Genomic DNA, 15,098 nt, shown 5'->3' with positions numbered 1-15,098 from the left:
GCCCCATATCGCTGCTGGATTGCAAATAGCATCTACCACATTCTTGACTCAACCTCGCTTTGTTCTCATTCTGTTCGCGTCAAGGAAATGGAGCGCGATTCGATGCAGCAGGATTTTCTGTACGAGCCGATATGCAATGCTGCTGGATGCCAGCTGACCGTAACGGTGCTGGCTGATCGCGATTATCTGCGGGAAGAGATGTGTGCGGATGCATCTTCTGCCGGTTTCCGCGTGCTCGATAGCTGCAGTCTGGAAGAATACGCACAAGGGCCTCTGACGGCGCTGGGGGATCTGGTGCTCGTCGATTGTTCTGAAGCCACTGCGGATGCGATGGCGCTCTTATCCCTGCTGGATATGCGCGGCGGCAAGGCCGGTGCCCATCTGGTCATTTCCACAACGATGGGGGCGCTCGACAGCGTCTTTGGATGTCTTTCGATGTCCGCAGTACAGATTCTCGTTGATCCGGCCCGTGCAGAACGCGTGATTGCAATTGGCCGCGTGCTTGCGCTTCTTCCAAATCTGCGTTTGCGGGAAATGGGGGAAGACGACCGCTTGATGCTGCTCCGTCTCACCGAACAGGTGGGCCGTATTGCCGAAAGGCTGGAATTAATGTCGCCGGGACAGCGAGCCGGGGGCGGCGCGTTTCGATTTGAATCTCCGTCTCCCGGATGGCGAGGTGAGGAAGACGATCACTCGGGCTCTCGAAAACGGGCCGAGCGGGTCCAGTTGCCTGACTCTTCCATTATCCGCAGGCTGATAAAGGCCCGGCAATTGCGCGTGCAGTATTTCGATGCCGGTTTGTTTGCCGACCCGGCCTGGGATATTCTGCTCGACCTGGCGGCTGCCCGATCAGAGCGGCGACGGGTTAGCGTCACTTCGCTTTGTATCGCAGCGGGCGTGCCAGCGACCACGGCCCTGCGCTGGATTGGCCAGATGGTCGATGCCGATCTACTGATGCGTGTTTCCGATCCCCACGATCGCCGCCGCGCTTATATCGCTCTTGCAGATACAACGGCCGACGCGATGGCCAGCTATCTTGCGGAAGTAGGCGCTGCGGAACTGGCGAGCGTCTAGCCCTTACGGCGTAGAATTACAGTCAATCCCTCGGCCGGCGGGTCGGCGGGCAGTGCTTTCCTAACAGCGTCGGCGCGAGCGCGCGCCAGAATGGTATCCGGAATGTGTGCATCATGCAGAATGATGTCGGCCTTTCCCAGAGCGCGTGCCTGACGCAGCGTCAAATCTTCGGGGTCGTCGCTCGCAATAGTAAATTCAACGATCTGTAAACTCGCGTTTTCTTGTGCGCCATCCAGCCAGTTTTCAACTGAAGCGGCGCTCGCTTCTTCGAACGGATCCAGCACGCCATGTTCCTGGAGTGCTGCATCGATCGCTCGCCTGCGCGCATTGCTTTCGGGAAAGCGGGTGCGGATCCTGTCACGGGCAGTGAACAAAGCCGTAGCCAGTGTACCGAGGGTCTGGGGCAGTACCGCTTCGAGACGGAGGCGAAGGTGCTTGGCAAGGCCGGCAGACGCCCCGCCCGTACTTACTGCGACCAGTACTGGATCGCGGTCGAGCACGCTGGGCAAAGTAAAATCGCAAAGGTCGGGCCGGTCGGCGACATTCACCAGCAAACCGGCCTGCTTAAGCCGGCGGGCCGCGCTCTCGGCAGTCCGCTTGTCCTCCAGCGCAACGAAGGCAAGCTGCGCATGATGCGCTTCGGTTTCAGCGCATGGAATGCCGCCCGCCCGTTCGACTAGCCGGGCTTTGGCGTCGGCCATGTCACCTACGCCCACCACGACGACGCGCTTCCCCGAAATGCGATGGAAAAGCGGGAGCGAATGCATCAGCCGAGCCAGTCCGGTACGCGTTCGGCATCCATTATGGCAGCCGCCGCAATGCGGTCCGCGACCACGGCAAAGCGATCGCCGTCTACCAGCACTTCGGCCACGAAACCGCGGGAATTATACGAAGACGCCATGGTCGCACCGTATGCGCCCGCCGTTCGGAAGACGGCGAGATCGCCCGCCACCAGCGCGTCGCATTCGCGGTCCATCGCAAAGGTGTCGCCGGTCTCGCAGATCGGACCCACGATATGTGCGGTCATGCGATCACCGGTCGGCGCGACTGCATCGAAATCATGCCAGGCGCCATACATTGCTGGTCGCGCAAGATCGTTCATTGCAGCATCGACCACTACGAAAGGCGGCCCGTTCCCGCTGCGCTTGGATCGGATGACCCGCGTTAGCAGGACGCCGGCATTGCCCGCGATGACGCGGCCTGGCTCGAACATCAGGCGGACATCCCATTTCGCAGTGACCCGGGCGACCATCGCGCCGTATTCTTCGGGCGAGGGCATTTTTTCTCCCGCCTTGTAAGGAACACCCAGACCGCCACCGAGGTCGGCATGCGTGACGGCGCAGCCCTTATCCCGCAGTTCCGCAATGAGCGTGCCGACTTTCTCGAAGGCGGTTTCCAAGGGTTCGAGAGTTGAAAGCTGGCTGCCGATGTGGACGGCCACGCCCCGCATATCCAGGCCGTCTTCCTGCGCAAGCCGGGTATAGATTTCGGCAGCTCGATCCAGCGGGACACCGAACTTGTTCTCCCGCTTGCCGGTCGAGATTTTTTCATGGGTGCGGGCATCCACATCGGGATTGACGCGCAGGGCGCAGGCTGCGCGGCTGCCATGCCGTTCAGCGATTGCAGCCAGTTCGTATCCCTCTTCCTCGCTCTCGATATTGAACTGGCCGATGCCTGCTTCCAGTCCATGCAGGAGTTCCGCATGGGTTTTTCCGACCCCTGAAAAAACGATGTCCGCAGGTTTCATGCCGGCTGCCAACGCGCGCGCGAGTTCGCCGCTGGAAACTACGTCCGCGCCATAGCCTTCGTTGGCCAAGACCTTGAGAACTGCAAGGTTCGGATTCGCCTTAACCGCAAAGGCGATATGCGGATCATGGAGGCCGGAAAGCGCATCCCGGAAGACGCGAGCATGGCGTTCGAGAGTAGCGCGCGAATAGACGTAAACCGGTGTGCCCACCTCTTCCGCGATACGGGACAGGGCAACGTCTTCGGCGTGGAGGACGCCGTCTTTAAGCTGGAAATAGTCCATGGCTGACGCCTGTGCCGAAAGCGCGGGTCACTGTCGAGCAAGCCTTGCTTCGGGCGCTGAAATTACTGGGGAGGGAGGTCGAACGGATCGTCCTCGCGTTCCTCCGAGCGAGTGCGCAGTTCGACGTTACGATCGGGCGCCGCTTCCGGATCCAGTTCAAGGAGTTCGTCCGCAGTCGGCTGAACCTGCGCGCCATAGGGTGCGGGCGGAAGCGACGATCCTTCAACCGGTTCCAGTGCGGATTTCTGCCCGCAAGCACCGAGCATGAGCAAAGCGGCAAGTACAACCCAGTTACGCATCAATCCTCCAGCCCGAGGCGCTTTTTCGCCGCGGCTACCTGTTCCCTTACGCGAACAGGGGCGGTGCCGCCATAGGACGCGCGTGCCGCGACAGAAGCATCGACCGACAGCGCATTGAACACGCGCTCGTCGATCCGGGCATCGATCGCCTTAAGATCGCCGATGGACAGACCGTCCAGCGCCACGCCTTTTTCGTCGGCCAGCTTTACCGCCGCGCCCGTGATATGATGGGCCTCGCGAAACGGAATGTCGGCCTGCCGGACCAGCCAGTCGGCAAGATCGGTGGCGGTCGCATGTCCCGCTTCGGCCGCCTGGCGCATGCGAGCCGTTTCGAAGCGGCTGTCCGCCACCATCCCCGCCATTGCCGCCAGGCTGAGATCGAGCAGACCGGCAGCTTCGAATACCGGCGGCTTGTCGTCCTGCATGTCTTTCGAATAGGCGAGAGGGAGGCCCTTCATGGTGATCATCAGACTGGTCGCACAGCCGATGATCCGGCCAGCGTGACCGCGCACCAGTTCGGCTGCATCGGGATTGCGCTTCTGCGGCATGATCGAACTGCCGGTCGACAGCGTATCGGGCAGCTTGACGAAACCGAAGGGCTGGCTGGCCCAGATGATGAATTCTTCCGCAAGGCGGCTGAGGTGAAGCGAGCACTGGCTCGCAGCCATCAGGTAATCGAGCGCGAAATCGCGGTCGGACACGGCATCGAGACTATTGCGGGTCGGTTGCGCGAAGCCGAGCGCGCTTGCCGTCATGTCGCGATCGATATCGAACCCCGTTCCGGCCAGTGCTGCCGAGCCGAGCGGACATTCATCCATCCGTACCAAGGCATCGGCAAAGCGCGAGCGATCACGGATCAGCATTTCGAAATAGGCGAGCAGATGATGTCCCAGGGTCACCGGCTGCGCCGTCTGCAAGTGCGTGAATCCGGGCATGATGCTATCGGCATGCTGTTCGGCTCTGACGACCAGCGCGGAAAGCAGGGCATCGATACCCGCAATGGAGCGCTGCATGGCGCTACGCACCCACATGCGGAAATCCGTCGCCACCTGATCGTTGCGGCTGCGGGCCGTGTGCAAGCGCCCGGCAGCGGGGCCGACGATTTCGGTCAGGCGGGCTTCGGCGGTCATGTGGATGTCCTCGAGGTCCCAATCCTCGGGTACGCCGTCACGTTCATATTCGGCCGCGACTTGCTGCAAGCCTTCATCGATCGCCTTCGCGTCAGCCTCGCTCACAATGCCTTGCTGGGCCAGCATGGCCACATGCGCCCGGCTTCCCGCGATATCCTCGCGCCAGAGCGCCTTGTCGAAAGGGATTGAGGCATTGATTTCGCGCATGATCGCGCTAGGCCCTTCGGCGAACCTGCCTCCCCACATGCTGTTGGAGTTTTTCGTGTCCCGTACGTCGTTCACGCTAGCCATCGTCCTCGGTCTTGCTGTCGCGGCCTGCGATAGGGGCACGTCGGAAGACGCGCAAGAAAGCAGCGCTTCATCCGTGCCTACCGGAGAAATCGATACCAGTGAGGCCGGCGCGCTGATGCCCGCGGTCAACCTGAGCAACCCGGATGGGCGCACGCTCAATCTCGGGGCGTTGCAGGGCACGCCGGTCCTGCTCAACCTCTGGGCAACCTGGTGTGCCCCGTGTGTGAAGGAAATGCCGCTGCTGGACGATCTGGCGAGCGAGTACGACGGCCGGCTCAGGGTGGTGACGGCGAGCCAGGACATGCAAGGCGCCGAGAAAGTCGCGCCATTCTTCGCAGAAAAGGGTTACGCCCGGCTCGAACCTTGGATGGACCCGGAAAACGAACTCAGCTTTGCGATTGGGGGCGGGGTCATGCCGACGACCGTCCTGTACGATGGTGCCGGTCAGGAAATCTGGCGCGTACAGGGCGATTACGATTGGTCCAGCGAGGACGCACGCGCAGCCATCGACGCGGCGATCGCCGAATAGTCGGGCACTTCCAGGCCGAGCATGGGGAGCGGAAATCCGAACAATCCGCTCATCAGCTGTGCCTGTATCCGCGTCACCGGACCAAAACGGGAAAGCGGCGCGACGATGCGGTCGCGGATCCATGGCCATAAGTCATCGCTCGATTGAAACAGGGGCGTGAACGCGGCCGTTACCGCCTGATACAGCGCGACATGATCGCGCCGCCAGCTGGCGGACAGTCGTAATCCTTCGGTTAGAGTGCGTCCTTCGCGCAGACCTGCTGCGAGCCCCCATGCATCGAGCAAGGCCATGTTCGCTCCCTGGCCGAGTTGCGGACTTGCTGAATGCCAGGCATCCCCGATTCGTACCAGACGTTCACGATACGGGCGATGCGAGCTGCGATGGGCGTAGCTTGCAAAGGTAAGGTCGTCGTGACAGGAAATTCTGTCCAGGAGGAAATCGGCCTCGGGCCACAGAGTGCGGACCTGGCTTTTCCATACAGCGAGGGGTGAGGACCGCCACTGAGAATACTCGTCACGCTTCAACGACCAGAACAGAGCCACCTCGTCGGGCAAGCCCGGGCTGCGCGAGCCGATTGGCAGTATGCCGATCATCTGGGAGGCGCGGCGATAGCGCTGTTCGAGGAGGTTTTTCGCGTGCCGGTCACTTGGTTCGACAGGAATTGCCGCCCATAGTGCGCCGAACGGGAGCAGGCCCCGCTGCTCGCCGAACTCGATACGTGACGCCCATCCGCTTGCGTCTACGACCAGATCGAAGGGTCCCGCACGGGTGCCGTTACGCGCGATAATGTGACGTCTTCGCCCTTCCAATACGCTGTTGTGGATTTCCGACCCGGTGCGAATGGATATGCCCGCTGCGATTGCCCGCGCATACAGCACCGCGAACAGGCTTGCCCGGTGGATACCGATTCCGAACGCCTCACCTGACCCGAGCTTGGAATAGGGGGCGTCCAATGCCGTTCGGCCGTGTTCGTCGAGACCGAACAGTGCGTCGATCCGCGCGCCGCGGGCAGCGATTTCATTCGACAGGCCCATTCGGTCGAGAACGGCCATGCCCGAAGGTTGCAGCATCAGGCCTGAACCCAGAGGTTGAGGCTGATCGAATCGCTCGAAAAGCGTCACTTGGTGACCATCGACATGCAACAGGATGGCCGCGGCAAGGCCTGCCGGACCACATCCAATGATCGCGATGTCGTAAGTCTGGCGGATACCCTCTCCCGCGCTACCGCCTGTGTGGCCCCTGTCGGGGAATGGTGGGCGCTGACGGGCTCGAACCGCCGACCCTCTCGGTGTAAACGAGATGCTCTACCAACTGAGCTAAGCGCCCGCTCCATGTGCGGAGGTGCTGCTAATAGCGTCCAAATCTTCAAAATCAATTGCCGAGATTGCATGGGCGCCGCTACGCGGCTGCATATGAAGAGCAAGCTCACCGTATTGGCTACCGGTGGCACGATTGCCGGGATAGCTGGCAGTGCCATCGCGAAGGATTATCGCGCGGGAGAGATCGGAATCGAGGATTACCTCGAGCGGGTCGGGGGGCTCGGTCTTGAAGCTGAGCTTTCAGGAACGCAGATCGCGAATATCGATTCGGCCGATGTCGGACCCGCCGTGTGGCACCCGCTGCATGCGCGCGCGATGGAAGCCCTGGCTGATGAGGAATGTGACGGGCTTATCGTTACGCACGGTACCGATACGCTGGAAGAAACCGCTTTCCTGCTCGATCTGACTTTGCCGGCGAACAAACCGGTCGTGGTGGTGGGTGCGATGCGGCCTGCCGATGCTGTCGGCTACGACGGTTTGCGAAACTTCGCCAATGCCGTGCGCGTGGCCAGTGATGCGCAGGCTGCGGGGCGAGGGGTGCTGGTAGTCATGGGCGATCGCATCTTCGCAGCGCGAGATGTCTACAAGGTCCGCACACGCGGCACCGAAGCGTTTCGCGGCTTCCCTCGCGAATCGGTAGGCATGGTGACACCCGCCTCGCTTGAGTGGTTCGGAGCGCCTTGGCGCAGCGATACGCCGGCTCGGTGCGGCCTGCCGAAAGATCTGCCGGAAGTTGCGATCGTGTATGTTTACGCCGGGCTGGATGCGCAAAGCGTATCCCGCCAGCTAGGCAGCGCAACGCGCGGCGTCGTGGTGGCGGGCGTGGGTGAAGGAAATTTGCCGGAATGTGTGCGCCAGGAACTGGTCAAGCTCGCAAGAGAGGGCACACTGGTCGTGCGCGCCAGTCGCGCGGACGAGGGCATGGTCGATCGCGAACCCGACGACAATACGAACGCTTTTGTTGCTGCTCGTGCGCTGAACCCGCAGAAGGCACGCATTCTGCTGCAATTGCTGCTGGCGGGCGGCGAGACCGAGCCCGCCGCCATCCAGCGCGCTTTCGACGGACGCTAAGTCAGCCGTTGGGCATAACCAGATATTTCTCGCCGGTTTTCATCTGGCGGTAATCCAGAATCGCTTCCTTTGTCAGCATGCCTTCAAGGTCGACCTTCGACTTGTAGCTGCTGGCAAAGGTGGTGGTCAGATTGTCCAGCACGCGCTTGCGCATTCGGGCGACAGTCTCGCCCCCCGCCATCTGCAGGAATGGCGTCAGCAGCCATCCCGACAGGGTCCACCCGAAACCATAGGAGGGGGTGAGGGTGGTGGGCCCCATGTCCAGCCGGCCATAAATGAACATCCGCTTCTGCTGGTTCGAACCATAGCGCGAATACTCGCTCATCTTTTTCGAAGCGACCTGCTCCATCGCCTTGAAACAGCTGTCGACCATCTTGCCGCCACCGATAGGGTCGAAGCCGTAGAAGGCGTTGGTTTCATCGATCGCGGATTTTAGCTGATCCATGAAATCGCCATCCGCAGAATTGACGATGTGCTTCGCGCCGAGATCCTTCAGCAAGTCGACCTGATCGCTCTTCCGCACGATATTGACCAAACCAAGGCCATCTTCCTGGCAGATTTTCACGAGCATCTGACCCAGATTGGAGGCGCCGACAGTGTGAAGGATTGCTTCCTGACCATCCATCTTCGCGTTCTCCGCAAAACCGAGGGCGGTCATGGGATTAACGAAGCTCGATGCGCCGTCCTCTGCACTGTGATCGCCCAGCGGCAGGCACATCGAAGCGTCGGCGATTGCATACTGGCTGTAGGCCGTGCCCGGCACGCAGGCGACGCGCTGGCCCATCAACGCCTTGGCCATGTCGGAATCGCCCGTGGCGACCACCGTGCCCGCACCTTCGTTACCGGCTGGCAGGCGCTGGCCATGGCGCGCTTTCTGCCCGCTGTTGAACGGCTCGGGCATCTTTGCGACGACCTTGCCCGGCGAATATTCGGCATTCTCGAAATCCGCAGCGCCGGTCAGAATTGCGAGGTCGCTCGGATTGATCGGCGCGGCCTCCATTTTCACCAGCACCTGATTGCCGGTGGGATCGGGAAACTCGCTATTTGCGATCTCGACGGTGAGGGTGCCATCGCTCGTCAGCGTGGTGAAAAGTTGTTTGCCTGTAGTCGTCATCCTCGTGCCCTTTCGTTGCGATACGAAACGTATTGGGGGTGTCGCTACGCCGCGAAATCGGCCTTGGCTAGGGTGACGTTAGGTCAAGTATCGTCGGGATAGACGGCCCGAACGAAATAAAGGCCATGCGGAGGAGCATTGAGCCCAAGCGCTTGTCTATCGCGCGCTTGCAGCGCTTCGGCCACTCGTGTTTCGCGCCACCGGCCCATTCCCACAAGCGCCAGACAGCCGACCATCGAACGTACCTGATGATGAAGGAAACTGCGCGCTGCTGCATGAATGCGGACTTCATCACCATCCCGCTCAACGTCTAGCCGGTCGAGAGTTTTTATCGGGCTTTCCGCCTGACAGTGCACGGAACGGAACGTGGTGAAATCATGTAAACCGACCAGCGCTTGCGCCGCCCGGTGCATGGCTTCGTGGTCCAGATCCTGCGGGATCTGCCAGAGTCGATCTTTCTCCAAGGTCAGCGGCGCGCGGCGATTTGCAATGCGATAGACATATGCGCGGCCAGAGCAGGAAAAGCGTGAATGCCAATCGTCCGCCACCACTTCGCAATGCGTCACCGCTATGGGATCGGGCCGTAAATGAGCGTTGAGCGCCTCCATCAGTCGGAAAGGCTCTATATGCTTCTCGATGTCGAAATGACTGCGCATGGCGAGTGCATGAACACCGGTGTCCGTGCGGCCGGCGCTGTGCAGCCGGACTTCTTCACCAAGAACGCGATAGGCCGCTTCCTCTACTGCCTGCTGCACGCTCGGCCCGTCCTTCTGCCGCTGGAGGCCGAAAAACGGGGTTCCGTCGAATTCGAGGGTCAGAGCAAAACGGGTCAAGCGAGGCGGGTTCCTTTGGCAACAGATTTGCCGCGCAGAAAGGTGTCGAGATCCATTTTCGGTTTGCCAGCACGTTGTAGTTCGACCGGACGAATAGCGCCTTCGCTACAAGCGATCGTCAGGCGATCGTCGGTCACTTCGCCGGGCGAACCGGCGGCTTCGACACATTCGGCACGCAGCACTTTGACACGCGTTTCATCGAGCTCGAACCATGCGCCAGGGAAAGGTGACAGACCATGGATGTGCCGGACCACATCCCCGGCGGGACGGTTCCAGTCGATCCGCGCCTCTGCCTTGTCGATCTTGTCGGCGTACGTCGCGTCCTTGTCGTCCTGCTCCAGCGGATGCAGCGCGGTCAGATCGATCAACGTGCCGACCATCAGTTGCGCCCCGATCTCGGCAAGTTCGTCAGTGAGTTCGCCGGTCGTCTTGTCGTCGATAGGGGTCCGCGCGAATGTAATCATCGGGCCGGTATCGAGGCCCGCCTCCATCTGCATGATCGTGACCCCCGTTACCGGATCGCCCGCCATGACCGCCCGGTGAATCGGCGCGGCACCGCGCCAGCGCGGCAGGATCGACGCATGTACGTTGAGACAGCCATGTGCGGGCGCATCGAGTATCGGTTGGGGCAGTATCAGGCCATAGGCTGCGACGATTGCCACGTCGGCCTTCAGGGCGGCAAAGGCCTCCTGCTCCTCTGCAGACTTGAGCGATTTGGGATGGCGCACCTCGATCCCGAGATCGCTTGCGCGCTGGTGCACGGGTGTTTTGGTCAGTTCTTTTCCCCGCCGACCGCCCGGACGCGGCGGCTGGGTATAGACGCAGACCACCTCATGCGCGGCATCGACCAGCGCCTGAAGCGTTGGCACTGCGAATTCCGGCGATCCCATAAAGATTGTGCGCATGAACGGCTCTTGTGGTCTTTCTCTGTTCTTATCGCGCCCCTATCTGTGCAGCTATGGCATCGCAAGAGATCGAGACGCTGGCTTCCGTGCTGGCACGGCTGCCCGGCCTTGGCCCACGTAGTGCACGCCGGGCGGTGTTGTGGCTGGTCAAACGCAGGGAAAGCGCGCTGCCGGCACTGCTCGAAGCGCTCGCGACCGTGGGCGAGGCGCTCGTCGAATGCGACACCTGCGGCAATGTCGACACGACCAATCCGTGCGCGATTTGCGCCGATCCGCGGCGCGATGTGAAATCGCTCTGTGTGGTCGAGGACGTGGCCGACTTGTGGGCTCTCGACCGGGCGAAGCTGTTTACCGGGAAGTATCACGTACTCGGCGGAAAGCTGTCCGCGCTCGACGGGGTGCGACCCGAAGATCTCAACATCGCATCGCTACTGGCGCGTGTGGAAGAAGGCGGGGTGGACGAAATCGTCCTTGCCATGAACGCCACTCTGGAAGGCCAGACTACCGCCCATTATCTTGCGGAAAGGCTGGACACTTTTCCCGTGCGCATCACGCAGTTGGCCCATGGATTGCCGGTCGGCGGCGAACTCGATTATCTGGATGAAGGCACGCTTGCTCAGGCGCTACGGGCGCGCAGACCGATGGGCTGACCGATCACAGTATGCGCCCTATTCAGATTGAATAAACGGCGCGACGCGCATATCTTGCGGCCATGGCGATAAGACAGATTCTCGAAGTGCCGGATCCCCGGCTCAAAACCGTGTCCGAACCGGTTACCGAATTCAACGACGAGCTGAACGAGCTCGTCGCGGACATGTTCGAAACGATGTATGCGGCACCCGGCATCGGGCTGGCGGCGATCCAGGTCGGCGTTCCCAAGCGTGTACTGGTGATCGACCTTCAGCCGGAAGACGAGGAAGCCGAGGGCGAGGTCTGCAATCACGGCGGCCACGAACATGTCCATTACCCGACTGTCAAAGAGCCGCGGGTCTTCATCAATCCGGAAATCCTCGACCCGGCGGAAGAGCTGGCGAGCTATCAGGAAGGGTGCTTGTCGGTGCCCGACATCTTCGCGGATGTCGATCGTCCGGCCACCTGCCGTGTGCGGTACCAGGACCTCGAAGGCGAAACGCATGAAGAGGATCTTGAAGGCCTCATGGCGACCTGCATTCAGCATGAGATGGACCATCTCGAAGGTATCCTGTTCATCGACCATCTTTCGCGGTTGAAGCGGAACATGGCACTCAAGAAGCTGAAGAAGCTGCGCGAGGCGGCGTAGGCTTCCTACACAATCACGGATTTCGAAGAGGCGATTCGCGGTAGCGGGTCGCCTTTTTGCTGGGCTGGTTGATGAAGTACATTCGCTGGCACCGCTTTATTCGAGAAAAACGGGCGCGTGGACGTGCCTTTGGAATAGAGGGACCCGATGCGAACATAGCGTCGGGGATTGCTGTAGGAAAGGGCTGGTGTTCCGCATGTGTTCCGCCTAGCCTGCGCCCATGGAAATGGCAGTCATTGCAATCGTGGCGCTGCTCGCAGGAGCGGGCCTGGGATGGTTTTTGGGATCGCGGCCCGTGGCCGAATGGAAGGCGCGCCATGGGGAGCGCGATGCGGAAGCGCGCGAGACGGAAGAGAAGTTTCGCAAGGCGATCGTCGATCTGGAAAATGCGACCGTGCGGGCAGGGCGGGCCGATGCGCTCGACGCCGAATTGCGCGATACGCGCAGGAACCATGAGGCGGCGCTTGACAATCTGCGGCGCAGCAATGGCGAACTGGGCGCCGAACTCGCGACGCTGAAGGAAAAGACCGCCAATTTCAACGAGCAGAAACGGCTGCTGATCGAAGCACGCGAAGAATTGCTCAAGGAATTCCAGAACACCGGCTCGGCCGTGCTGTCGAAGGCGCAGGAAGCCTTCCTCGAGCGGGCGAACGAGCGGCTCGGCCATTCGGAAAAGACCAGCGAGGAAAAGCTGCGCGCATTGCTCGACCCGGTGGGCAAGCGGCTGGAAGCTTATGAAAAACAGGTCGCGGCGCTGGAGGAAAAGCGCACCGATGCATTCGGACGGCTTTACCAGCAGATCACCGAAATGCAGCGCGGACAGGAGGAAGTACGGCGCGAGGCGCAGCGGCTCGGCAATTCCCTGACCAATGCCCCCAAGGCGCGCGGGCGCTGGGGCGAGCGAGCATTGCAGAACGTGCTGGAGCAATGCGGCCTGTCGGAACATACCGATTTCAATCTGGAGCATTCGATCGAAACCGACGAAGGCCGCCTGCGGCCCGACGCGGTGGTCCACGTTCCGGGCCAGAAGAAGCTGGTGATCGATGCCAAGGTATCGCTGAACGCCTATCAGGCCGCATTCGAGGCCGATGACGAGAACGAGCGTATCAGAAACCTCGATCTGCATGCGAAGTCCATGCGCAATCACGTCCAGACGCTGGGTTCCAAAAGCTATCAGAGCCAGTTCGACGATACGCCGGATTACGTGGTCATGTTCGTCCCGGGCGAGCATTTCGTGGCCGCAGCGCTCGAGCACGATCCCGAATTGTGGGATTTCGCGTTCCGCAACAAGGTGTTGCTGGCGACCCCGACCAACCTCGTCGCGATCGCACGCACCGTCGCGCAGGTCTGGCGGCAGGACACCATCGCGCGTGAAGCGGTAGAGATCGGCAAGGCGGGGGCGGAACTGTACGATCGCCTGGCAGTGGCTGCCGAACATATGAAGCGCGTGGGTGGCGGGCTGGAGACAGCCGTCAACAATTACAACAAGTTCGTCGGCAGTTTCGAGCGCAATGTGCTGTCTGCCGGACGCCGGCTGCACGACAAGGGCATCGAGATCGGCAAGCGCGAGATTGACGAGGTGCCGATAGTCGAGGCGACACCGCGCTATAACGCCGAAGATGCTGCCCTGATCGGCAATGACGGACAGCCGGATCGCGAAGCTGCGGAATAGCCAAGGGGAAAAAACCGGGACCCCACCGGCGTTTTTGGCGTTGCTACTGCAATAGTTACCGGCATATGCCGGGTTAACAGACAGGTTGAAGTAGCAGGAAACCCTTACATGCATCGCGGCAACGGCGATGGGTCGCGCAAAACTTTCGAACAGGCCCAACATACCGGGCGGCCTTTCAATGCCGAGGAGGACAACTTCCCCGGCTCGTCAGGCCTGCTTTTCGAACAGGCAATGGCGCAGACCCGCATGGCGGTTTGCCTGACGGACCCACGCCTGGAAGACGACCCCATCGTCTTCTGTAACAAGGCGTTCGAAAAACTTACCGGTTACAAGCAGGGCGAGATCGTCGGCAGAAACTGCCGTTTCCTGCAGGGCCCCAAGACCGACCAGTCGCAGGTCGCGAAAATCCGCGATGCCATACGCACCGAAGAAGTGCTGGTCGTCGAGCTGCTGAATTACCGCAAGGATGGTTCGACATTCTGGAATGCTCTCCATCTCGGTCCGATTTACGACGAAGAGGGCAAGCTGCGGTATTTCTTCGGCAGCCAGTGGGACGTCACCGACATCCATCTGGCCCGTGCGGAAGAAAAGCACGCCAAGGCGATGGCTCGCGAAGTTTCGCACCGGCTGAAAAACGTCTTTGCCGTAATCGGCGGGATCGTGAACATAACCGGGCGCGCGATGAATGCGCGCAACGTATCGAGCAAGATCAACGAACGCGTCCAGGCATTGGGCCGCGCGTATGAGCCGACGCTGGACGATGCTGCACTGGGCACGATTGAGGTCGGGCAGGCAATCCGGTCGGTCTTGAATCCCTACGATCCCGAAGGCGATCGCATCCTGTTCGAAGGCAATGGCGCCCGGACCGAGCCGAATGCAGTTTCCGCCATGGGGCTGACGCTGCACGAACTTGCGACCAATGCGTCGAAATATGGCGCGCTGTCCAATGAGGACGGCAAGATCACCGTATCCTGGCATCACACGGAGGACCGGCACGAACGCCAGGCGCTGGTGATCGACTGGAAGGAAACCGGCGGTCCCCGCATTTCGGGCGAGCCGGAAATCACCGGTACGGGGTTCGACATCGCAGAAAGATTACTGGCCTACTCGCGCGGAACGCTCGACCGGACATGGGAGGAAGACGGGTTGCGGGCCAAAATCTCGCTGCCGCTGAAATCATGAAGTGCATTCTGATACTTGAAGATGAGCCATTGATCGCGATGGACCTGCAACTTGCATTCGAAGATGCAGGGGCCGAGGCGGTCGTGACGGTATCCTGCGATGAAGCCTTCGAAGCCATGGACGGAGCGGAGTTCGACGGCGCGGTGCTCGACGTCAATCTGGGCAAGGGGGAAACCTGCGAGCCGGTGGCGGTCGAACTACGCGCACGCGGCGTGCCGTTCCTGCTGCACACCGGCGATCTCGACCGGGCCGGAGAAGCATTGCGCGATCTGGATGCCCCGATACTGGCCAAGCCCAGTGGTGCCGACGATGTCGTGTCGCGTCTGTTCGGCCTGAACGGCCAGCTTCAGCCAGCCTGATTGCGCCGGCGC

Annotated in this window: 16 protein-coding genes and 1 tRNA gene; 8 read left to right on the top strand and 9 right to left on the bottom strand. The window is 61.1% G+C overall.

Going from position 1 to position 15,098, the window contains the following annotated elements:
• Positions 1–102 precede the first annotated feature (102 nt).
• The gene (locus K3177_RS07900) at positions 103–1,074 is read left to right on the top strand and encodes a helix-turn-helix domain-containing protein (protein WP_221597804.1); all 972 of its coding nucleotides are present in this window, start codon (positions 103–105) and stop codon (positions 1,072–1,074) included.
• On the opposite strand, the gene K3177_RS07895 is transcribed toward K3177_RS07900, so the two are convergent.
• The 4 genes from K3177_RS07895 to argH form a co-directional block, all read right to left on the bottom strand.
• Positions 1,071–1,775 carry a precorrin-2 dehydrogenase/sirohydrochlorin ferrochelatase family protein gene (locus tag K3177_RS07895; protein WP_247714327.1) on the bottom strand — a complete coding sequence of 235 codons (705 nt, stop codon included), beginning with the start codon at positions 1,773–1,775 and terminating at the stop codon, positions 1,071–1,073. The two genes, K3177_RS07900 and K3177_RS07895, sit on opposite strands and share 4 nt — an antisense overlap.
• Positions 1,776–1,840: 65 nt before the next feature.
• A complete protein-coding gene (lysA, locus tag K3177_RS07890; protein ID WP_221597802.1) occupies positions 1,841–3,103 on the bottom strand; it encodes a diaminopimelate decarboxylase in 1,263 nt (420 codons plus the stop codon).
• Between the two features lie 62 nt (positions 3,104–3,165).
• Positions 3,166–3,402, bottom strand: coding sequence for an LPS translocon maturation chaperone LptM (gene lptM, locus K3177_RS07885; protein ID WP_196846613.1), 237 nt, complete (start codon positions 3,400–3,402; stop codon positions 3,166–3,168).
• Positions 3,402–4,778: an argininosuccinate lyase gene (argH, locus tag K3177_RS07880; RefSeq protein WP_221598109.1), complete on the bottom strand. Its 1,377-nt coding sequence runs from the start codon at positions 4,776–4,778 to the stop codon at positions 3,402–3,404. The genes lptM and argH overlap by 1 nt, the downstream gene beginning before the upstream one ends.
• Here argH and K3177_RS07875 point away from each other — a divergent pair.
• Positions 4,777–5,352: a TlpA family protein disulfide reductase gene (locus tag K3177_RS07875; RefSeq protein ID WP_196846612.1), complete on the top strand. Its 576-nt coding sequence runs from the start codon at positions 4,777–4,779 to the stop codon at positions 5,350–5,352. The genes argH and K3177_RS07875 overlap by 2 nt on opposite strands.
• On the opposite strand, the gene K3177_RS07870 is transcribed toward K3177_RS07875, so the two are convergent.
• Positions 5,295–6,536, bottom strand: coding sequence for an FAD-dependent oxidoreductase (locus tag K3177_RS07870; protein ID WP_345725381.1), 1,242 nt, complete (start codon positions 6,534–6,536; stop codon positions 5,295–5,297). The two genes, K3177_RS07875 and K3177_RS07870, sit on opposite strands and share 58 nt — an antisense overlap.
• Before the next feature lie 66 nt (positions 6,537–6,602).
• Positions 6,603–6,678: transfer RNA gene (locus tag K3177_RS07865), tRNA-Val, on the bottom strand.
• A gap of 86 nt (positions 6,679–6,764) precedes the next feature.
• Here K3177_RS07865 and K3177_RS07860 point away from each other — a divergent pair.
• Positions 6,765–7,742: an asparaginase gene (locus K3177_RS07860; protein ID WP_221597801.1), complete on the top strand. Its 978-nt coding sequence runs from the start codon at positions 6,765–6,767 to the stop codon at positions 7,740–7,742.
• Position 7,743: 1 nt separating this feature from the next.
• Here the strand turns inward: K3177_RS07860 and K3177_RS07855 are convergent, their stop codons facing one another.
• The 3 genes from K3177_RS07855 to fmt all read right to left on the bottom strand — a co-directional run bounded on the left by K3177_RS07855 (position 7,744) and on the right by fmt (position 10,594).
• Entirely contained in the window at positions 7,744–8,856 is a 1,113-nt protein-coding gene (locus K3177_RS07855; RefSeq protein ID WP_196846610.1) for a zinc-binding dehydrogenase, read from the bottom strand.
• Positions 8,857–8,939: 83 nt separating this feature from the next.
• Positions 8,940–9,689, bottom strand: a complete 750-nt coding sequence (gene truA, locus K3177_RS07850) for a tRNA pseudouridine(38-40) synthase TruA (protein WP_221597800.1) — start codon at positions 9,687–9,689, stop codon at positions 8,940–8,942.
• Entirely contained in the window at positions 9,686–10,594 is a 909-nt protein-coding gene (fmt, locus tag K3177_RS07845) for a methionyl-tRNA formyltransferase (RefSeq protein WP_221597799.1), read from the bottom strand. The genes truA and fmt overlap by 4 nt, the downstream gene beginning before the upstream one ends.
• 53 nt (positions 10,595–10,647) lie before the next feature.
• Between fmt and recR the strand changes: the two genes are divergently transcribed.
• The 5 genes from recR (at position 10,648) to K3177_RS07820 (ending at position 15,086) form a co-directional block, all read left to right on the top strand.
• Positions 10,648–11,244 carry a recombination mediator RecR gene (recR, locus tag K3177_RS07840; RefSeq protein ID WP_221597798.1) on the top strand — a complete coding sequence of 199 codons (597 nt, stop codon included), beginning with the start codon at positions 10,648–10,650 and terminating at the stop codon, positions 11,242–11,244.
• A gap of 62 nt (positions 11,245–11,306) precedes the next feature.
• Positions 11,307–11,873, top strand: a complete 567-nt coding sequence (locus K3177_RS07835) for a peptide deformylase (RefSeq protein ID WP_196846607.1) — start codon at positions 11,307–11,309, stop codon at positions 11,871–11,873.
• 220 nt (positions 11,874–12,093) lie between these two features.
• Positions 12,094–13,545 (top strand): DNA recombination protein RmuC, encoded by a 1,452-nt coding sequence (locus tag K3177_RS07830; protein WP_221597797.1) that lies wholly within the window; start codon positions 12,094–12,096, stop codon positions 13,543–13,545.
• 108 nt (positions 13,546–13,653) lie between these two features.
• On the top strand, positions 13,654–14,727 hold the full coding sequence (locus K3177_RS07825; protein WP_221597796.1) for a PAS domain-containing protein: 1,074 nt from the start codon (positions 13,654–13,656) through the stop codon (positions 14,725–14,727).
• Positions 14,724–15,086, top strand: a complete 363-nt coding sequence (locus K3177_RS07820; protein ID WP_103022629.1) for a response regulator — start codon at positions 14,724–14,726, stop codon at positions 15,084–15,086. Before K3177_RS07825 ends, K3177_RS07820 begins: the two co-directional genes overlap by 4 nt.
• The last annotated feature ends 12 nt before the right edge of the window (positions 15,087–15,098 follow it).

It is taken from the genome of Qipengyuania pacifica, assembly GCF_019711555.1.
Taxonomy (GTDB): Bacteria; Pseudomonadota; Alphaproteobacteria; order Sphingomonadales; family Sphingomonadaceae; genus Qipengyuania; species Qipengyuania pacifica.
Note: the sequence above shows the minus strand (reverse complement) of the source record. Positions and strands in the feature narration are given on the sequence as shown.

Excerpts from the sequence above, each read along its gene's own strand:
- K3177_RS07900 (WP_221597804.1), top strand. The coding sequence starts at position 103 with ATGCAGCAGGATTTTCTGTACGAGCCGATATGCAATGCTGCTGGATGC.
- K3177_RS07895 (WP_247714327.1), bottom strand. The coding sequence starts at position 1,775 with ATGGCCGACGCCAAAGCCCGGCTAGTCGAACGGGCGGGCGGCATTCCA.
- lysA (WP_221597802.1), bottom strand. The coding sequence starts at position 3,103 with ATGGACTATTTCCAGCTTAAAGACGGCGTCCTCCACGCCGAAGACGTT.
- lptM (WP_196846613.1), bottom strand. The coding sequence starts at position 3,402 with ATGCGTAACTGGGTTGTACTTGCCGCTTTGCTCATGCTCGGTGCTTGC.
- K3177_RS07875 (WP_196846612.1), top strand. The coding sequence starts at position 4,777 with ATGCTGTTGGAGTTTTTCGTGTCCCGTACGTCGTTCACGCTAGCCATC.
- argH (WP_221598109.1), bottom strand. The coding sequence starts at position 4,778 with ATGTGGGGAGGCAGGTTCGCCGAAGGGCCTAGCGCGATCATGCGCGAA.
- K3177_RS07860 (WP_221597801.1), top strand. The coding sequence starts at position 6,765 with ATGAAGAGCAAGCTCACCGTATTGGCTACCGGTGGCACGATTGCCGGG.
- K3177_RS07855 (WP_196846610.1), bottom strand. The coding sequence starts at position 8,856 with ATGACGACTACAGGCAAACAACTTTTCACCACGCTGACGAGCGATGGC.
- fmt (WP_221597799.1), bottom strand. The coding sequence starts at position 10,594 with ATGCGCACAATCTTTATGGGATCGCCGGAATTCGCAGTGCCAACGCTT.
- recR (WP_221597798.1), top strand. The coding sequence starts at position 10,648 with ATGGCATCGCAAGAGATCGAGACGCTGGCTTCCGTGCTGGCACGGCTG.
- K3177_RS07835 (WP_196846607.1), top strand. The coding sequence starts at position 11,307 with ATGGCGATAAGACAGATTCTCGAAGTGCCGGATCCCCGGCTCAAAACC.
- K3177_RS07830 (WP_221597797.1), top strand. The coding sequence starts at position 12,094 with ATGGAAATGGCAGTCATTGCAATCGTGGCGCTGCTCGCAGGAGCGGGC.
- K3177_RS07825 (WP_221597796.1), top strand. The coding sequence starts at position 13,654 with ATGCATCGCGGCAACGGCGATGGGTCGCGCAAAACTTTCGAACAGGCC.
- K3177_RS07820 (WP_103022629.1), top strand. The coding sequence starts at position 14,724 with ATGAAGTGCATTCTGATACTTGAAGATGAGCCATTGATCGCGATGGAC.